The organism is Ameyamaea chiangmaiensis, from assembly GCF_013376175.1.
Lineage (GTDB): Bacteria > Pseudomonadota > Alphaproteobacteria > Acetobacterales > Acetobacteraceae > Ameyamaea > Ameyamaea chiangmaiensis.
On record NZ_JABXXR010000005.1, the window covers coordinates 1 to 17,613 of the forward strand.

The 17,613-nt window shown below is 66.4% G+C and carries 14 protein-coding genes; 7 read left to right on the plus strand and 7 right to left on the minus strand.

The annotated features are described in order from the left end of the window. Window positions 1–2,693 (plus strand): phosphoenolpyruvate carboxylase (locus HUK82_RS01380; protein WP_176612240.1); only part of this gene is annotated, 2,693 nt, incomplete at its 5' end. Window positions 2,694–2,780: 87 nt separating this feature from the next. Then, window positions 2,781–4,352, plus strand: a complete 1,572-nt coding sequence (locus tag HUK82_RS01385) for a S10 family peptidase (RefSeq protein WP_246495206.1) — start codon at window positions 2,781–2,783, stop codon at window positions 4,350–4,352. Window positions 4,353–4,364: 12 nt separating this feature from the next. On the opposite strand, the gene HUK82_RS01390 is transcribed toward HUK82_RS01385, so the two are convergent. Then, on the minus strand, window positions 4,365–5,108 hold the full coding sequence (locus tag HUK82_RS01390; protein WP_176612282.1) for a class I SAM-dependent methyltransferase: 744 nt from the start codon (window positions 5,106–5,108) through the stop codon (window positions 4,365–4,367). A 103-nt stretch (window positions 5,109–5,211) separates the two neighbouring features. Between HUK82_RS01390 and HUK82_RS01395 the strand changes: the two genes are divergently transcribed. Beyond that, window positions 5,212–6,018, plus strand: a complete 807-nt coding sequence (locus HUK82_RS01395; RefSeq protein WP_246495151.1) for a helix-turn-helix transcriptional regulator — start codon at window positions 5,212–5,214, stop codon at window positions 6,016–6,018. 56 nt (window positions 6,019–6,074) lie between these two features. Here the strand turns inward: HUK82_RS01395 and fusA are convergent, their stop codons facing one another. The 4 genes from fusA to HUK82_RS01415 all read right to left on the minus strand — a co-directional run bounded on the left by fusA (window position 6,075) and on the right by HUK82_RS01415 (window position 11,020). Next, window positions 6,075–8,156 (minus strand): elongation factor G, encoded by a 2,082-nt coding sequence (fusA, locus tag HUK82_RS01400; protein WP_176612242.1) that lies wholly within the window; start codon window positions 8,154–8,156, stop codon window positions 6,075–6,077. Between the two features lie 204 nt (window positions 8,157–8,360). Then, on the minus strand, window positions 8,361–8,663 hold the full coding sequence (gene rpmB, locus HUK82_RS01405) for a 50S ribosomal protein L28 (protein WP_176612243.1): 303 nt from the start codon (window positions 8,661–8,663) through the stop codon (window positions 8,361–8,363). Between the two features lie 141 nt (window positions 8,664–8,804). Beyond that, complete coding sequence (locus HUK82_RS01410; RefSeq protein WP_176612244.1) at window positions 8,805–9,068, minus strand: hypothetical protein; 264 nt, start codon at window positions 9,066–9,068, stop codon at window positions 8,805–8,807. Between the two features lie 47 nt (window positions 9,069–9,115). Further along, on the minus strand, window positions 9,116–11,020 hold the full coding sequence (locus tag HUK82_RS01415) for an ABCB family ABC transporter ATP-binding protein/permease (protein ID WP_176612245.1): 1,905 nt from the start codon (window positions 11,018–11,020) through the stop codon (window positions 9,116–9,118). Window positions 11,021–11,163: 143 nt separating this feature from the next. On the opposite strand from HUK82_RS01415, the gene HUK82_RS01420 reads away from it, so the two are divergent. Both HUK82_RS01420 and HUK82_RS01425 read left to right on the plus strand, forming a co-directional pair. Beyond that, a complete protein-coding gene (locus HUK82_RS01420; protein WP_176612246.1) occupies window positions 11,164–12,003 on the plus strand; it encodes an NUDIX hydrolase in 840 nt (279 codons plus the stop codon). After that, the gene (locus HUK82_RS01425) at window positions 12,000–12,449 is read left to right on the plus strand and encodes a DUF3574 domain-containing protein (RefSeq protein ID WP_246495149.1); all 450 of its coding nucleotides are present in this window, start codon (window positions 12,000–12,002) and stop codon (window positions 12,447–12,449) included. The genes HUK82_RS01420 and HUK82_RS01425 overlap by 4 nt, the downstream gene beginning before the upstream one ends. A 20-nt stretch (window positions 12,450–12,469) precedes the next feature. Here the strand turns inward: HUK82_RS01425 and HUK82_RS01430 are convergent, their stop codons facing one another. After that, on the minus strand, window positions 12,470–13,258 hold the full coding sequence (locus HUK82_RS01430; protein ID WP_176612247.1) for an ABC transporter ATP-binding protein: 789 nt from the start codon (window positions 13,256–13,258) through the stop codon (window positions 12,470–12,472). A gap of 10 nt (window positions 13,259–13,268) precedes the next feature. Then, window positions 13,269–14,069, minus strand: a complete 801-nt coding sequence (locus tag HUK82_RS01435; protein ID WP_176612248.1) for an ABC transporter permease — start codon at window positions 14,067–14,069, stop codon at window positions 13,269–13,271. A gap of 173 nt (window positions 14,070–14,242) precedes the next feature. Here HUK82_RS01435 and HUK82_RS01440 point away from each other — a divergent pair, with 173 nt between their 5' ends. Continuing rightward, window positions 14,243–16,354: a S9 family peptidase gene (locus tag HUK82_RS01440; protein ID WP_176612249.1), complete on the plus strand. Its 2,112-nt coding sequence runs from the start codon at window positions 14,243–14,245 to the stop codon at window positions 16,352–16,354. 111 nt (window positions 16,355–16,465) lie between these two features. Next, entirely contained in the window at window positions 16,466–17,602 is a 1,137-nt protein-coding gene (locus tag HUK82_RS01445; RefSeq protein WP_176612250.1) for an AI-2E family transporter, read from the plus strand. The last annotated feature ends 11 nt before the right edge of the window (window positions 17,603–17,613 follow it).

A 17,613-nucleotide genomic window follows, 5' to 3' on the forward strand; every position in this document is an offset into this window, starting at 1 on the left:
CGGCCTCCCTGATCGAAGAGCGGCTCGCCGCCGGGACGCTGCCGCTGGACGATGTCGCGGCGGCCATCGCACACCTGCGCGACGCCGCCTATCTCCGGCGCGCACACCGACTCCGCGACTATGTCGGCGGCACCGATGACACGGCGATGGAGCGGCGTTTCGACGCCCTCGCCCAGGCCGTGATCAATGTGACGCAGGATGCCCCCAACCTGTCGTTCGATGCCGCCCGCGCGCGTCTGGAACTGACCCGCTACGCCGCCGTCTTTACCGCCCATCCGGTCTTCGCGCTGGCCAACCCGGTGTATGAGCGCCTGGCCGCCCTGGCCAGCCGCGCCGACACGCCGGACTGGCCTGCCTTCGCCACACACCGGCGGGCTGCCCCGCCGACCCTGGAAGAAGAATTCCGACTCGCGTCCGAGGCCATTCTGCGGGCGCGCTCGGCGCTTGACCGCCTCAACACCGCCATCCTTGAAAAGGCCCGCGCCCGCTGGCCCTCGCAATGGGACCAGTTGACCCCACGCCCGATCATCGTGACCAGCTGGGTCGGCTACGACACGGACGGCCGCACGGACATCCACTGGTGGGACACGCTGCGCATGCGGCTGCGCATGAAGCTGATGCATCTGGAGCGCCTTCTGGCCCAGATCGGCGACCGTCACGGGATCGACCACCTGCGCAGCCAGATCGAGAGCGCGATCACCGCGGTCCGCACGCAGATCGACGCCTGCCCCGACCGTGCCGATCCGACGGCTGTCGCCGCCTTCGCCGCGACCCTGATCGACCTGCGCGATCAGGCGATTCCCAGTGTCGACTGTCTGCGCTCGGCCTTCGGCACGGCCATCGAGGCCGCCGAGGATAGCGCGAAGATGGGGCTGCTGGTCGCCCGGGCCGGTTTCGTGGCCCACGGCATGGCCGCCGCGCACACGCATGTCCGCCTGAACGCGACGCAGCTTCACAATGTCGCGCGCCAGCGTCTGGCCATCACCGACAATCCGGCCGACCAGTCGCGCCGGCGCGGGCTGCTGAGCGCCATCAACGCCGCACTGGACGAAGTCGCGCCCGTGCCGGTGGATTTCGGCATGCTGCTGGGCGAGCAGGCGACCGCCGCCCGCCTGATGATGACTGTCGCGCAGATCACCAAGCACGTCGACACCACCACGCCGCTCCGGTTCCTGATCGCCGAGACCGAGAGCGGGTTCACCCTGCTCTGCGCGCTCTGGCTCGCCCGCCTGTTCGGCATCGCTGACCACCAGATCGAGATCTCACCCCTGTTCGAGACGCCCGAGGCGCTGGAGCATGGGGAACGCCTGATCGAGGAAGCCCTCCACTCCCCGCACTGGCGGGCCTATCTGCGGCGCACGGGCAAGCTGTGCCTGCAGTTCGGCTATTCGGATTCCGGCCGCTATGTCGGGCAGCTCGCGGCCACCAACCTGGTCGAACGGCTGCGGCTGAAGACGCGCGACCTCTTGCGCAAGCACGGCATGGCCGCCGTCCAGGTGATCCTGTTCGACACCCACGGCGAGAGCATCGGGCGCGGGGCGCACCCATTCAGCCTCGCCGATCGCCTCGACTATCTCAGCCCCCAGCGCCCGCGCGCCCTGTTCGCACAGTCGGGCATCGCCATCCGCGAGGAAAGCGCGTTTCAGGGCGGCGACGGCTACCTGCTGTTCGGCACCCAGAAACTGGCCGACGCCACCATCGCCACCATCGCCGAACACGTCTTTTCGACCTCGGTCGCCGACACCGACCCCGTGTATGACGAGCCCGATTTTTCCGCCGATTTCTTTGCCACCATCGCCATGGGAATGACCGGGCTGGTCGCCGATCCGGGCTACGCCGCCCTGCTCGGCGCGTTCGGCCCCTCCCTGATCGACAAGTCCGGCTCGCGCCCCTCGGCGCGGCAGAGCGACTTTGGCGGCCCTGTGCGGATCACCCACCCCAGCCAGTTGCGCGCCATCCCCAACAACGCGATCCTGCACCAGCTCGGCTGGTGCGCGAATACGCTGCAAGGGCTGGGCGCTGCGGTCGAACGGCATCCCGACACGTTCGAGAGCTTCCGCAGCAGTAGTGCGCGCTTCCGCCATGCGCTGGATTTCGCCACCCATGCGGTTTCGCACTCCGACCCGGCGGTCCTGCGGGCGATGATCAGTCTGCTCGATCCGAACATGTGGCTCGACCGCGCGTCGGCCGAGGCCTCCCCGGCCCGACGCGACGCTCGCCTGCAGATCATGAACGGTGTCGAACGGATCGGCTTTGCCGCCTCGACCCAGTCGATGTTCCGCCGCGTGCAGGCCGACCATCTCGCCCTGCGCACGGCATGGCCCGATGCCCCCCACATGGCGGAGGACGAGATCATTCTCCATGCCCTGCGTCTGGGCCTGATCGAGCGTATCTGGATGCTCGCAGCCGAAATCCCCTACTTCACGCCGCGCGGTTCACTGACCCGCGACATTCTGATGACAACCATCCTGTGCCTGGACCTGCCGACGGCGCTGGCCGATGTGGATCAGATCTTCCCCGATGCGGCATTCAGCGAACTGGATATCGATTTCCACGAGCCACACGGCCCCCGCCAGAGCGGGCGCGCCTACGCGCGGGAGCATGAGACCCTGTTCCAGCCGATGGCCCGCATGTTCGCCCTGGTGCGCGAGATCAGCACCGGCGTCATGCATGCCGTCGGCGCCTTTGGCTGACCACACGACGTTCTTTTGCCCGGAGTACCCCGTTTGACGCGCTTTTCGCTGTTCTGCACGGCTGCCGTTCTTGCCAGCAGCCTGTCCCTGTCCCTGTCCCCGTCCCGCGCCGACACCCCGGGCGCCGCCTCCGACACCGACCGCAGCAGCACAAGCGGCACCGTCACGGTCGGCGGCGACGCCATTCCCTACGAGGCCGTGGCCGGCACACTGCTGATCCACGCCGGCGACTGGGACGATTCGGCCGACGTCCTGCATGGGCGTACGCCCGGACAGTTCACGCTGCCCAAGAAGCCCGATGACGCGCAGCCCGACGCCGCGGCCAGCATGTTCTACGTCGCCTACTTTAAGAAGGGCGCTCGCCCCGAGAACCGGCCGATCACGTTCGTCTATAACGGCGGTCCCGGCTCCTCGACCGTATGGCTGCACATGGGCGCGTTCGGGCCCCGTCGCGTGCTGACCAACAACGACACGCACACGCCGCCTGCGCCGTATCGTCTGGTCAACAACGCCCAGAGCCTGCTCGACGTGACCGATCTGGTGTTTATCGACGCGCCGGGCACGGGCTTCGGGCGCATCGCCGGCAAGGACGCGCAGAAACAATTCTGGGGCGTGGATGCAGACGGGCATGCCTTCGCGCGGTTCATCACACGGTTCCTCGCGGAGAACGGGCGTTTCAACTCGCCCAAATATTTGTTCGGCGAGAGCTACGGCACGACGCGTTCGGCCGTGCTGGCCAACGACCTGGAAAACGACGAGAACGTGGATCTCAACGGCGTGATCCTGCTGTCGCAGATTCTCAGCTATGACAACAACGCCGACACGCCCCAGTACAACCCCGGCAACGACCAGCCCTACGTGCTGTCGCTGCCGACCTATGCCGCCACGGCCTGGTACCACCACAAGCTGCCCGAACAGCCGCCGGCCCTGCGCCCGTTCCTCGACGAGGTCGAGCACTTCGCCGCCACCGACTATCTGCTTGCGCTTCAGCAAGGTGCCTCGCTGCCGTCGGCGCAGCGCGAGGCCATCGCGCAGAAACTGCACGCCTATACGGGCCTGCCGGTCGCCTACATCCTTCGCGCGGACCTGCGCATCAATGGCGGGGAATTCACCGGCCATCTGGAAGAGGACGGCGCCCTGACGACGGGGCGCCTCGATACCCGGTTCTCCGGCCCGACGCTCGACCCGTTGGCCAAGGAAGCGGAATACGACCCGCAATCCTCCGCCATGAGCTCAGCCTATGTGTCGGTGTTCAACGACTATGTGCGCGCGACGCTGAAATATGGTGTCGGGCAGACCTACCGCGCCGAAACCGACGCGGAGGAACATTGGGATTTCCGCCACCAGCAACCCGGCCAGTCCCGTGCCGAGGACGCGGCCGTCAACGTGATGCCCGATCTCGCCATGGCGATGAAGACCAATCCGACGCTGCATGTGATGCTCAACGCCGGGTATTTCGACCTCGCCACGCCCTATTACGAGGGCCTGTACGAGATGAAACACCTGCCGATCCCGGCCGCGCTGCAATCGAACATCGCGTTCAAACAGTACGAATCCGGCCACATGGTCTACGCCAACGAAGCTGCGCTGGCGCAACTGCATGACAATGTGGCCGCGTTCATTCGCAGCACCAGCAGCGCGCCATCACCCTCGCCTTGACACCCCGCCGCCTCAGCCGGCCGGCTCGACCTCGAAAGTCGAGACATCGAGTGTGAAGCTGCCATCCGACTCGATGGCCAGCGCCTGCGTCACCTCCGCCGGTGCCTGCCGCTGGAGCGAGCGGATCGCCGCGACCCGCTCCTCCGGCGTGCGGGTCCGGGCGACCCAGTTTTCGAACGCCATACGGAGTCGCGCGGCTTTCGGGGGGCGAATCGCAAAGCCGGAACGGGTCAGCGCCCCCGTCCACTCCGCGACGCTGTAATCGCGCACATGCGCGATGTCGCGCAGCAGTTCGAGCGTCTGGAGCCAACTGTCGGCCATCGCGCTGGCCGGGGCCGTCACATCCACGAACACGCCAATCCCGCCGGGCGCGAGCACACGTCGGGCCTCACGCAGACCGGCCTCGAGGTCCGTCCAGTGGTGGGTTGAGAAGCGGCAGAACACGCCATCGAACATGCCGTCGGAAAAAGGCAGACGCTCCGCCGGGGCTTCGCTCGTCGCGATGTTCGTCAGGCCCCGCTGTGCCGCCTCGTGCTCGACGGCGCGCAGCATCGGCGGCGTCACGTCGCAGGCCACGACCTGCGTGACATGGGGCGCAAGCCGGTAACTGACATGGCCACCACCGCAGCCAAGGTCCAAGACCCGGCCAAGCCCGCGCCCGGCGGCCAGCGCCTCGATCCGATCAAGATCGGCGCCCTGCGCATGGACCGCGCTCGTCACATAGTCGGCGGCGCGTTCCCCATACTGACTGGCCATAAAGACGGTACTCACATCTGGTCTCCCCTGCTGATGACGGCACAGGATGACCGGGCGCCAAGCACGGTATAAGACTGAAATTTATACGGGTATAATAACCACCATGACGAAGCGGACACCTGAGCAAAGCCGGGCGATCGGCGACTTCCTGCGGGCCCGGCGTACCGTTCTCTCACCACAGGACATGGGAATATTCGGCACGCTGTCCCGCCGCCGCACGCCCGGCCTGCGCCGCGAAGAGGCCGCAGCGCTCTGCGGCATCAGCACCACCTGGTACACCTGGCTGGAACAGGGACGAGACGTTGCCTGTTCCGCCGCGACTCTGGCCAGGATCGCATCGGTGTTCCGTTTCACACCCGCCGAACGCACGTATCTGTTCGCGCTCGCCGCGCTCAAAGACCCGTTCGCCGCGCGTCCGCGAACCGCCGCGCTGCCGGACAGCGCCCGCGCGCTCCCGCTGCTGGTTCAGGCGCCCTGCTACATCCTTGATGATCTGTGGACAGTGTGCGCGGCCAACGATGCGGCCCGGCACTTGTTCGGGCCATGGCTCGACGGTCGCGACCCGAACCTCTTGCGCTTTGTCTTTCTGGCTCCGGAGGCGCGTGACTTCGTGGAGCACTGGGACAGTACCGCGTGGCGGGTTCTGGCCGAGTTCCGTGCCGACAGCGTCCGCGCCGACGCCCGGCAGGTCGAGGCCCTGGTGGCCGAACTCTGCGCGCACAGTCCGGCGTTCGCCGGCCTGTGGCAAAGGCAGTCCGTCCTGACGCGCGAAGGCGGACCGCGACGGTTTCGCCATCCGACGGACGGCCCGTTGGCGTTCGAACAGACGACGCTGCGTTTTTCAGCGTGGCCCGACTATCGCCTCGTCACGCTGACGCCCATCACCGTCACCGACGGCCGAGCGCCATAAAAAAAGCCGGTCCCCGCGAGGGGGACCGGCCTTTCCGTCGACACCATGTCGCCCGATCAGGCGGACTTGGTCATGATCTCCTCGGCCACGTTACGCGGCACCGGATCGTAGTGATGGAACTGCATCGTGAAGGACGCACGGCCCTTCGTGATCGAACGCAGATGCGAGATGTAGCCGAACATTTCCTTCAGCGGGACCTGTGCACGCACCATCACGGTCGAGCCCGAGGTTTCCTGGTTCTGGATCATGCCGCGACGACGGTTAAGGTCGCCCACCACGTCGCCGACGTGATCGTTCGGGGTCGTGATCTCGACGTCCATGATCGGCTCGAGGATCACCGGGCCGGCGTTCTTCATACCTTCACGGAAGCAGGCCTTGGCAGCGATTTCGAAGGCCAGAGCCGACGAGTCGACGTCATGGTACTTGCCGTCGAGCAGCGTGAACTTGAAGTCCACCGTCGGGAAGCCGGCCAGAACGCCCGTGCTGGACTGCATCCGGATGCCTTTTTCGACCGCCGGGATGTATTCCTTCGGCACCGTGCCGCCGACGACCTTGTTTTCGAACTGAATGCCGTCGTTACGCTCCTGCGGGGCGAACTCGATCTTCACTTCGGCGAACTGACCCGAACCACCCGACTGCTTCTTGTGGGTATAGGTCTCGACATGCGGCTTGCTGATCGTCTCACGATAGGCCACCTGCGGCGCGCCGACGTTCGCCTCGACACCGTATTCACGGCGCAGACGGTCAATGATGATGTCCAGATGCAGTTCGCCCATACCCGAAAGAATGGTCTGGCCGGTTTCCTGATCCGTCTTCAGACGCAGCGAGGGATCCTCGCCCGCCAGCTTCTGCAGCGCCAGCGTCATCTTCTCGATGCCGTCCTTGGTCTTCGGCTCGACCGAGATGTCGATAACCGGAACCGGGAACGTCATGCGCTCCAGAACCACGGGATCGGCGGCATCGGCCAGCGTGTCACCGGTCTGGGTGTCCTTCAGGCCCACGAACGCCGCGATGTCGCCCGCGTGGACTTCCTTGACTTCCTGACGCTTGTCGGCGTGCATCTGGAAGATGCGGCCGATACGCTCCTTGTGGCCCTTCGTGGTGTTCAGGACCGAATCACCCGACTTCAGAACACCACGATAGACGCGCACGAAGGTCAGCGTGCCGTACTTGTCGTTGATGATCTTGAACGCGAGGCCGGCGAACTTGCCGTCCGGGTCGACCGGGATGATCGGCAGCGTGTTCTCGTCGACTTCCTCGTCCTCGGGCGGGGCAATGCGGATGCCCTCGACGTCGTTCGGGGCGGGCAGATAGTCGATGACCGCGTCGAGCAGCGGCTGGACGCCCTTGTTCTTGAAGGCCGTGCCGCACAGGACCGGGCGGAACTCACCCGAGATCGCACCCTTCTTGATGCAGCGCTTGAGCGTGGCGACGTCGACGTCACCCTTCTCGAAATACTCTTCCATCGCGACGGTATCGACGGCCAGCGCCGTGTCGAGAAGGGCTTCGCGCGCCTCGGCGGCCTTGTCCTTCAGATCGGCCGGGATCTCTTCGTAATGGAACTTCGCGCCCAGCTCGCCGCCTTCCCAGATGATCGCGCGCATCTCGACCAGATCGACGACGCCGAGGAAGTTTTCCTCCGTGCCGATCGGGAGCTGCAGCGGAATCGCGACGATGTCGAGCTTCTCCTTCAGCGTGTCGAACGCGCGGTAGAAGTCCGCGCCGGTGCGGTCGAGCTTGTTGATGAAGATGATGCGCGGCACGTTGTAACGGTCGGCCAGACGCCAGTTCGTCTCGGACTGCGGCTGAACGCCGGCCACGCCCTCAATGATGAAGATCGCGCCGTCGAGCACGCGCAGCGAGCGGTTGACTTCGATGTTGAAGTCGATGTGGCCCGGGGTGTCGATGATGTTGATGCGGTGGTTTTCCCACTCGCACGTCACAGCCGCCGAAGTGATCGTGATGCCGCGCTCACGCTCCTGCGCCATGTAGTCGGTCGTGGTGTTGCCGTCGTGCACCTCGCCGATCTTGTGCGAAACACCCGTGTAATACAGGATGCGCTCGGTCGTGGTGGTCTTGCCCGCGTCGATATGCGCGGTAATGCCGATATTGCGGATTTTCGACAGGTCGTCGGACACGGGGAACCTCCAGAAAACAAGTCAGGCGCGAAAGGATCGCTCCATCGCGCCCGCCCGAGCCGGGACCCGCCGCAAACGGCAGGTCGGCCCATTGACGTCAGGCGCTGACATGCGACAGCACCCGGAATTTTGCAACCCCGCAGAGCACCCGGATCAGTGATCCAGGCGCCCCACAGGGTCGATGCCCGCCGAAGCGGGGCCGCCTTACGCCGGAGCGTCGGCCTTCTTTTCCTGCGCCTTCAGGATGCGGCGCTTGATGGTCTGCGCCTCGAGCGGCAGCTTGCGGTTCGGCGTCGACAGCAGGAACGCGTCCAGACCGCCGTTATGCTCAACGGTGCGGATCCCGTTGGTGCTGACGCGCATGCGCACGGACGAACCCAGCGTCTCGGACAGCAGCGAGATTTCCTGCAGGTTGGGCAGGAAACGGCGGCGGGACTTGTTGTTGGCGTGGCTGACGTTGTTTCCGGTCAGCACGCCCTTGCCGGTGATCTGGCAGCGACGCGACATCTTTTCGTTCCTCGGTATCATTAGAGCCGAGGCGCAATGCCCGGCAAACCATCGTCGAGATAAGGGGCGGCTTATGCAGAAGCCGGGCACCGCCGTCAAGTCCGAAGCGCCGATTCCCCGATCCGCGCGCCGGCTTCGCGCCTAACTCGTGCGCGCGGGCACGTCCGCATGCGGGTCGAGCCCCCCCTCGCGCACATTGCGCGCGGCATTATCCAGCAGCCGCAACATCGCGTCGCGGTCCATCGTGCGCGCCAGCAGCCCGAGCGCACCGCCCAGAAGGGCCGAGGCGATGGCGAATGGCGGCATCTCCTCGTTCAGCAGGTGGGCGATCATCCGATCGACCATCTCGCCACACTGGCTCAGTTCGGGGGGCAACTGCCCGTCAGGGGCGTGGGCGTCATGCATGGATCTCGTCTCCTTGTGTCGTGTTCAACGGGCCGCCCTGGGCGCGGTCAGACCGGCTGAACCTCCGCGTCGATACGGTCGCGGGATGTGTCTCCACCCCGATCCGGGTCATTCTCGTGCGACTGGCTGGCCCACATGCGGGCGTACAAACCGCCAGCAGCCAGAAGACGGGCGTGGGGTCCGCGCTCCACGATCCGGCCGTCCGCCATCACGAGGATCTCGTCCGCGTCGATCACGGTCGACAGGCGATGGGCGATCACGATGGTCGTGCGATGACGCGACACAGTCCGCAGCGCGGACTGGATGTCACGCTCGGTCTGGGTATCGAGCGCGCTGGTGGCCTCGTCCAGCAGCAGAACGCGCGGATTCTTCAGGATCGTCCGCGCGATCGCGACGCGCTGCTTTTCGCCGCCGGACAGTTTCAGGCCGCGCTCGCCGACCGTCGTGTCATACCCCTCCGGCAGACTGATGATGAAATCATGGATCTGGGCCAGCCGGGCGGCATTCTCGACCTCCTCCCGGCTGGCGCCGATTCGCCCGTAGGCGATGTTGTAGCCGATGGTGTCGTTGAACAGTACCGTGTCCTGCGGCACGACGCCGATCGCCGCCCTCAGATCGGCTTGGGTGTAGTCCCGCACATCATGACCATCGACCAGCACGCGCCCGGAGGTCACGTCGTAAAACCGGAACAGCAGCCGCGAGAGCGTCGATTTCCCCGCCCCCGTCGCGCCGACCACGGCCACATGGCCCCCGGTCGGCACCGAGAAACTGACCCCGTGCAGGATCTCGCGCGATGGGCGGTAGCCGAAGCGGACGTCCTCGAACCGGACCGAGGCCGCTGGCGCCTGGTCCAGCCGGGCGGCCAGCGGGCGAGGCCGCGCCGGGTCGGTCACCTCGGCGGCTTCGTTCATCAGGGCGAACATGTGTTCCATATCCACGAACGACGTCCGTAACGCGGCATAGACCGAGCCCAGGAAATTGAGCGGCAGGTACAGCTGCATCAAATAGGTGTTGACCAGCACAAAGCGGCCGACCCCGTACCGCCCGGCTTCCACGTCATGGGCGGCCATCAGCATGACAGCCGTCAGGGCGACCGCGATGATCACCGCCTGGCCGATGTTCAGGCCGTTCAACGACAGCTGGGTGCTGACGGCGGCACGTTCGTAGCGCGCCTGTGCCTCGTCATAGCGCCGCTCCTCGTGCCGCTCATTGCCGAAATACTTGACCGTCTCGTAATTCAGCAGCGAATCGAGCGCCTTGTTGCTGGCCTCGGCATTGATGTCGTTCATTCGCCGCCGGATGCGCATGCGCCACGACGTGAACAGCAGCGTGAAGCCGACATAGGCCGCGACCGCCATGACCATCAGCGCGGCATAGGACAGGCCGAACAGATGCCAGATGACGCCGATGACCATCGCCGCCTCCAGCAACGTCGGCACGATGCTGAACACCCCCACGCGCAGCAGCGTCTCGATTCCCTCGGTGCCGCGGTCGATCGCACGCGTGACCGCGCCCGTCTGGCGGTCAAGATGAAAGCGTAGCGAGAGTTGGTGCATGTGGCGGAAACTCTGCATCGCGATCACACGGCTGACGCGAAAGCGCACCGGCGCGAACAGAATGTCACGAAGCTCCCCGAACGCCGCCGACGCGACCCGCAGAGCCCCATAGGCCAGCACCAGCGCCACCGGCGTCAGCACCGGGGCCAGGGTCTGCCATCCCGACAGGGCGTCCACCGCCCGGCTGAAGACATAGGGCACATACAGTGTCGCGACTTTGGCCGCGACCAGCAGGACCACGGCCAGGACCACGCGCGCGCGCAGGGCAACGCTGTCACGCGGCCAGAGATAGGGAAGCAGATCGCCGATCGTGGCCCACACGGAACGAGGTGAAGCCGCCGGTATGCCGGGCTCCGGGACGCCGGCACGATCGGCAAGCTTTTGCGTGGGTCTCATGCGGGGAATGTGACACGCGCGGAGGCGATTGCAACCGCGCGGGCGTGAAAACCGCCCTGCACCGACAGCGCGGGGATTGTCAGCGCCACGACCACGGCCCTATCCCTGACGCCACGCCAAAGGCCGTAAGGACACCCAGACCCATGCCCGATGCGCTCGACGGGTACGCCCGACATATCACGGCCGCGAACACCGCGCGGCTGCCGGGCGACCGCACGCCCTTCCTTGTCGCGGGCCGTACCATCGGGTGGATCGCACCCGGACTGGCTCCCGCGCTGGAACGTCGGGGACTCGGCCGCGCGGGAGAGTCCTTTGCGATCCCGTCCGGCGAGGGCCTGGAAGCACTGGGCGCCGCACTCGCCGACGAGGGGCTCTATCGCACGCATGCCGAGTTGTTCGACGTGATCGCCTCCCCGGGCGCGCCTCCGCTGGGGCGCATCGACCGAGGCGCGTTGCCGCTGTTCGGCCTGCTGGCCCAGGGCGTGCACATGAACGGGCTGGTCGAACGCGCCGACGGTCCGTGGCTGTGGATCGGGCGGCGCGCCATGAACAAGCGTCTGGATCCCGGCAAGCTCGATCATCTGGTGGCGGGCGGCATTCCCGCTGGACTGGACGCGCGCGGCGCCCTGACGAAGGAAGCGGCCGAGGAAGCCAGCATTCCGGCCGATCTGGCGGAAACGGCCACGCCGGTCGGCACCATCACCTACACCATGGACCGGCCCGAAGGACTGCGGCGCGACATCCTGTCCTGCTACGATCTGGTCCTGCCCGAAGATTTTCAGCCCGTTCCCGCCGACGGCGAGGTGGTCGCGTTCGAGCTGATCCCCTTGCCCGAAGCCGCCCGGCTGGTGCGCGACACCGATCAGTTCAAGTTCAACGTGACGCTGGTCCTGATCGATCTGTTTCTGCGGCGCGGCCTGATCGACCCGCGTGGTCCGGCCGGTCAGGCGCTCGCCCGGGGCTTGCGGGGGCCGCTTGCATGATCCGCACGGTCATCAGCGGCCTTCGCCGGGGGACATTCGGGGCCGCCATGGTGCTTGCGCCCGTGCTGGCGGACTGCGCGGCGCCGGACGAGGCCGCGATGACCTGCACGCGCTTCGGCACGCACGAACAGATGACCGCGACCCTGATGTTCGGGCTTTCCCGCCCCGACGGGCGACCCGTCACCGATGACGACTGGGCCGGGTTTCTCGCCCGCTCCGTGACCCCGCGTTTCCCGGACGGGCTGAGCATCCTCGCCGCCCATGGACAATGGCGCGACCGGACGAGCGGACTGGTTACCGGCGAGGAATCCCGGCTGGTGCAGATCGTCACCGAACCCACGCCCGAGGTGGCCGCACGTCTGGCGGCCATCCGCGCCGAGTATCGCGCCCGGTTCGACCAGCAATCGGTCGGGCTGGTCATAACGCCAGGCTGCGCCTCGTTCTGAGGGAGCATGACCCGCGCCCTTCAGGCGTGGGCGACGTTGCCGCTGAGCGCGCCCTGATCGCCGTGGGCCGCACGGTCCTCGAAACGATGCAGCACATCCTCGATCGGACCGTCGGCCACGATCCGCCCTTCCTTGAGCCAGATCGCACGATTGCAGTACTGCCGCAGCGTCGCCAGATCGTGCGAGGCCAGAACGAAGATCCGCGCGGCCGAGAGCATGGTCTCGAGACGCGCCCGCGCCTTGACCGCGAACTCCGCGTCCCCGACCGAGATCATCTCGTCCATCAGGATGATGTCGGGCTGGATCGCCGTCGACACACCGAACGCCAGCCGCAGCACCATGCCGCTGCTGTAGGTGCGCATCGGCAGATCGAGGTAATCGCCCAGCTCGGAAAAGGCCGCGATCTCGGGCACCAGCTTGCGTGCCTCGGCCCGCTTCATGCCGAGGAACACGGCGCGCAGGATGACGTTCTGCCGGCCCGTCATCTCGAAATCCATGCCCATCGACAGGTCCAGCAGCGTCGCCACGGAGCCCGTGATATCCGCCGCGCCGCCGGACGGTTCGTAAACGCCGCTCAGCAGCCGCAGCATGGTCGACTTGCCCGCGCCGTTATGGCCCAGCAACGCCACGCGGTCGCCCGGCCGCAGGCTCAACGTAATATGATCGAGCGCGCGGATGCAGACGTGATCGCCGCTTGCCCCCTCGATCCGGCCGCCGACCCGCTGCATCAGGCTGTTGCGCAACGAACGGCCGCGCGCGTTGTAGATCTTGAATTCGACGGAGGCGTCTCTGAGGTCGATGGAAGCCATGAACGCTCTCCTACAGCCAGTAGACGATGCGGGCGCGGAACCGTGCGAACAACGCCAGCGCCAGTGCGCCCAGCACGACCAACGTGGCGCACGCCAGCCCGACGGTGCGCCAGCCCGGCACGTCGCCCAGCAGCGGTTCGGACACCAGACGCATCATCGCCGCGAACGGATTGAGATGCACCAGCCACGCCGCGGCGCCGTGCAGCGTGCTCGACGGCCACATCACTGGCGTCACGAAAAACACGATCTGCACCAAATTCTGGACGATCTGCGGCAGGTCGCGAAAACGCGTGCACAACACGCCCAGCAGATAGCCGCTGAACAATCCGCCCGCCATGACCACCAGCAGACCCAACGGCGCCAGCAGCACCGTCCAGTGCACGCCATGGCGCATGACCAGAAACACCGCCGGGACGATCAGGATGTTGTGGGCGAAGTTCATCAGATGCCGTACCAGCATCCGCATGACAAACACCGTCTTGGGCAGCGGCTCATGCCGCAGATAGGTCTCGGACTGGGTGAAGACCGTTGACGAGTCGGTGATCAAGCCGGCGATCAGCGCCCACGTGACATAGTTGCACGCGACATACGGCAGGAACTGATGCAGGTCCTGGTGGAACAGGAACCCGTAGACCGTGCCGATGCTGACGACGAAAATCGCCATGCTGAGCGTGATCCAGAACTGCCCGAAACGCGACCGCGCATAGCGCTGGCGGATGTCGCCAATGCCCAATGCCCAGTAGATCCGCCAGCTTGCCAGGCCCTCGACAATATCCTTGCGCGCCCGTGGCCAGTAACGAGTTTTACCCATCGGTCCTTCCACCGGCCGACCCCGGACACGGGGCCACCTTCGCTTGTCCGTCGGCGTGATAGCCCGCCCCGCATACCGCTGCAAACGGCAAGCGGGTTCACGCCGCGCGGATTGGCTGGTTCAATGCCCCCCTCAGGGCACGCCGCCCCTCCTCCTGCTTTCGGATCCAGACCATGACGGTGCCTCCCCGCCCCCGCCGCGACGACCACACGATCGAACAGCTTGGCCGCGTGCGCGCCGATCCCTATCACTGGATGAAGGACGATAACTGGCAGGCCGTGCTGCGCGACCCGTCGCTGCTGCGCCCCGACATCGCCGACCATCTGAAAGCCGAGAACGCCTACACCGACGCCATGCTGATCCCCACCCGCGCGCTGCAGGCGCAGATCGTGGCGGAGATGAAGGGACGGCTGAGCCCCTCGGAGAGCTACCCGGCCCTGCCGCATGGCCCGTGGGCGTACTACGTGCGCTACCCGGAAGGGGCGCAGCACCCGGTCTATGCGCGCCATCCGAAGGACACCCCCGACGCCGAGCAGATTCTGCTCGACGCCGACGCGCTGGCTGCGGCACGCAAGGCGGCCGGACAGACCTATTTCGCCCTGGCCGGCACCGCGCACAGTCCCGACCATCGCCTGTTCGCCTACGCCCTCGATTCACAGGGGTCGGAACTCTATCGTGTCCACATCATCGATCTGGACACCGGATGCGAACAGGCGGAGGTCATCGACAACTGTTCGGGCGATTTCGCGTTCTCGCCCGACAGCCGCCACCTGTTCTGGACATGGCGCGACGATCACGGACGTCCGACACGCATCTATCGCCGGCGCCTCGGAACGCATGACGACGTTCTGGTCTATGCCGAGCCGGATCCGGGATTTTTCATCGGCGTGTCTTCCGCCCGCTCCGGCCGCTGGATCGTCGTGACCAGCAACGACCACGATACCTCTGAAGCCTGGCTCATTCCCGGCGATCAGCCTGAGGCGGAGCCCGTGTGCGTCGCCCCGCGCGAGAAGGGCGTGTTCTACGACCTGACCCACTGGGGCGACCGCTTCGTGATCCGCACAAACGTCGACGGCGCCGTCGATTTCAAGCTGATGGAGATGCCCGACTCGGCACCCTCGCGCGCGCACTGGCGCGACCTCGTGCCGCATCGGCCGGGCCACTACGTGACCGGCGCCATCACCTTTGCCGATCATCTCGCGTGGCTGGAGTGGCACGACGCCAACCTGCGGATCGTCGTGCGCGATCGCGGCGGCGACACGCATGCGATCACGGCGGCAGACCCGGCCTATGCCCTTTCGCTCGACGGCGCGTACGCGTTCGACACCACCGAACTGCGCTACAGCTATCAGTCTCCCACCACGCCACGACAGTGGTTCGCCTACGACATGCGCACCCGGACGCGCACGGTGCTCAAAAGCCAGAGCGTCCCGTCGGGCCATGATCCCGCGCGCTATCGGTGCGAGCGACTGTTCGCGACCGCCCCCGATGGCGCTCTGGTACCAATCACGGTGCTGATGCGCGCCGATGTCGTACCCGACGGGTCGGCGCCGCTGCTGCTGTACGGCTACGGGTCGTATGGCATCGCGATCGAGCCCACATTCTCGACGCGCGATCTCAGCCTCGTGGACCGGGGATGGATCTATGCCGTGGCGCATGTCCGCGGCGGATCCGAAAAGGGGTGGAACTGGTTCCTCGACGGACGCGCCACGCACAAGCGCAACACGTTCACGGACTTCATCGCCTGCGCCGATCACCTGACCGCGCATGGATACGGCCGCGCGGGCCGTATCGTGGCCGATGGACGGTCGGCCGGCGGCATGCTGATGGGCGCCATCACCAACATGCGCCCGGAGCTGTTCGCGGGCATCGTCTCGGTCGTGCCCTTCGTCGACGTGCTCAACACCATGTCGGACACCTCGCTGCCGCTCACGCCGCCCGAATGGCCGGAATGGGGCAACCCGATCGAGGACGAGGCCGCCTACGACTTGATCGCGAGCTATTCGCCCTACGACAACATCGCCGACCACGCCTATCCGGCCGTACTGGCGATCGGCGGCCTGACCGACCCCCGCGTCACCTATTGGGAGCCGGCGAAATGGATCGCGCGTCTGCGTGACCACACACGCTCCGACCGGCCGCTGCTGCTGCGCATCAACATGGACGCCGGCCACAAGGGCGCGCGTGGTCGTTTCGAAGCCTTGGACGAGGCCGCCTTGATCCATGCCTTCGCCATATGGGCCATCGAGGGTGCCGATCAGGCGTCGTCCCCGCCGCCAACCTGAACGACCGGCGACGCCCGCGCACTGGTCAGCGGCGGCGGGCCATGCGATCACAGAACGATGCGCCCGGCACGCGCAGCACCAGGACGGACGGCGCAGGAGAGAAATCGAGCGATGGCCTATCAAGCACCCACGATCACGGCCGAACCGCAGACAACGACCTACAGCCTCGCCTCCCTGGGCGAGCCGCACCGTTCGCAGCGCATCGCCCGCGCGCTGCTGGGCCTGTTTTTCATCGTGCTTGGCCTGTACACGGTGCACGGCTTTATCGTTTCGCTGGTGTGGGGGTGCGTGTTCGCGATCTCCTCCTGGCCGCTCTATGCCCGGATGCAAAGGCGCCTGACCGGTCGCGTCTGGGAAATGCTGCTGCCGTTCCTGTTCACCGCCGCGATCGCCCTGATCTTCCTCGTCCCCCTGACCACCATCGGGCTGGAGGCCGCGCGCGAGGCACAGGGCGTCCTGGGCTGGATGCAGACGGCACGCCATGACGGGGTGCCGCTGCCGTCGTGGGTCGGACGGCTGCCCTACGGCCGGGCACAGGTCACCAACTGGTGGCAGGAGAACATGGCCGATCCGCAGGCTGTGTCCGACCTGCTGCATTCCGTGGACGCGGGCCACAGCGTCGCCATGACCCAGCGCGTCGGCACGCAGCTTGCCCATCGCGGGATGCTGTTCGTGATGTCCATCGTCACGCTTTTCTTCGTCTTCAAGGACGGCAATGCCATCATTCGCCAGTCACTGACGGCCTCGCGGCGCGTGTTTGGCAAGCGTGGCGAATCGATCGCGCAGCAGATCATCGCCTCCATCCACGGCACGCTAGCCGGCCTGGTGCTGGTCGGCATTGCCGAGGGAATCCTGCTCGGCATTGCCTACGTGATCGGCGGCGCGCCCCAGCCCCTGCTGTTCGGCGTCGTCACGGCGATCGCCGCGATGATCCCGTTTCTCGCGATCCCGACCGTCGGGCTGGCCTGCGCGCTGATCCTGGTCAAGGGCGCGACAATCACCGCGATCGTGGTGTTCTGCTTCGGCGTGGTCGTGAACTTCGTCTCCGACCACTTCATCCGCCCCTACCTGATCGGCGGCAGCACGCAGATGCCCTTCCTGTGGGTTCTGCTTGGCATCCTCGGCGGGGTCGAGACATGGGGGCTGCTGGGGCTGTTTCTCGGGCCGGCAGCGTTGTCCGTCGTGCATCTTCTGTGGCGCACCATCGCGCGCGAACGTGCGACGGATCCCGGCCTCGATCTCGACTGATCGGGGCCACA

What these genes read in the sequence shown, in the direction of transcription:
- HUK82_RS01430 (WP_176612247.1), bottom strand. Translation starts at nt 13,258, where the DNA reads ATGGCTTCCATCGACCTCAGAGACGCCTCCGTCGAATTCAAGATCTAC.
- HUK82_RS01445 (WP_176612250.1), top strand. Translation starts at nt 16,466, where the DNA reads ATGGCCTATCAAGCACCCACGATCACGGCCGAACCGCAGACAACGACC.
- HUK82_RS01390 (WP_176612282.1), bottom strand. Translation starts at nt 5,108, where the DNA reads ATGGCCAGTCAGTATGGGGAACGCGCCGCCGACTATGTGACGAGCGCG.
- HUK82_RS01440 (WP_176612249.1), top strand. Translation starts at nt 14,243, where the DNA reads ATGACGGTGCCTCCCCGCCCCCGCCGCGACGACCACACGATCGAACAG.
- rpmB (WP_176612243.1), bottom strand. Translation starts at nt 8,663, where the DNA reads ATGTCGCGTCGCTGCCAGATCACCGGCAAGGGCGTGCTGACCGGAAAC.
- HUK82_RS01420 (WP_176612246.1), top strand. Translation starts at nt 11,164, where the DNA reads ATGCCCGATGCGCTCGACGGGTACGCCCGACATATCACGGCCGCGAAC.
- HUK82_RS01435 (WP_176612248.1), bottom strand. Translation starts at nt 14,069, where the DNA reads ATGGGTAAAACTCGTTACTGGCCACGGGCGCGCAAGGATATTGTCGAG.
- HUK82_RS01395 (WP_246495151.1), top strand. Translation starts at nt 5,212, where the DNA reads ATGACGAAGCGGACACCTGAGCAAAGCCGGGCGATCGGCGACTTCCTG.
- HUK82_RS01425 (WP_246495149.1), top strand. Translation starts at nt 12,000, where the DNA reads ATGATCCGCACGGTCATCAGCGGCCTTCGCCGGGGGACATTCGGGGCC.
- HUK82_RS01410 (WP_176612244.1), bottom strand. Translation starts at nt 9,068, where the DNA reads ATGCATGACGCCCACGCCCCTGACGGGCAGTTGCCCCCCGAACTGAGC.
- HUK82_RS01415 (WP_176612245.1), bottom strand. Translation starts at nt 11,020, where the DNA reads ATGAGACCCACGCAAAAGCTTGCCGATCGTGCCGGCGTCCCGGAGCCC.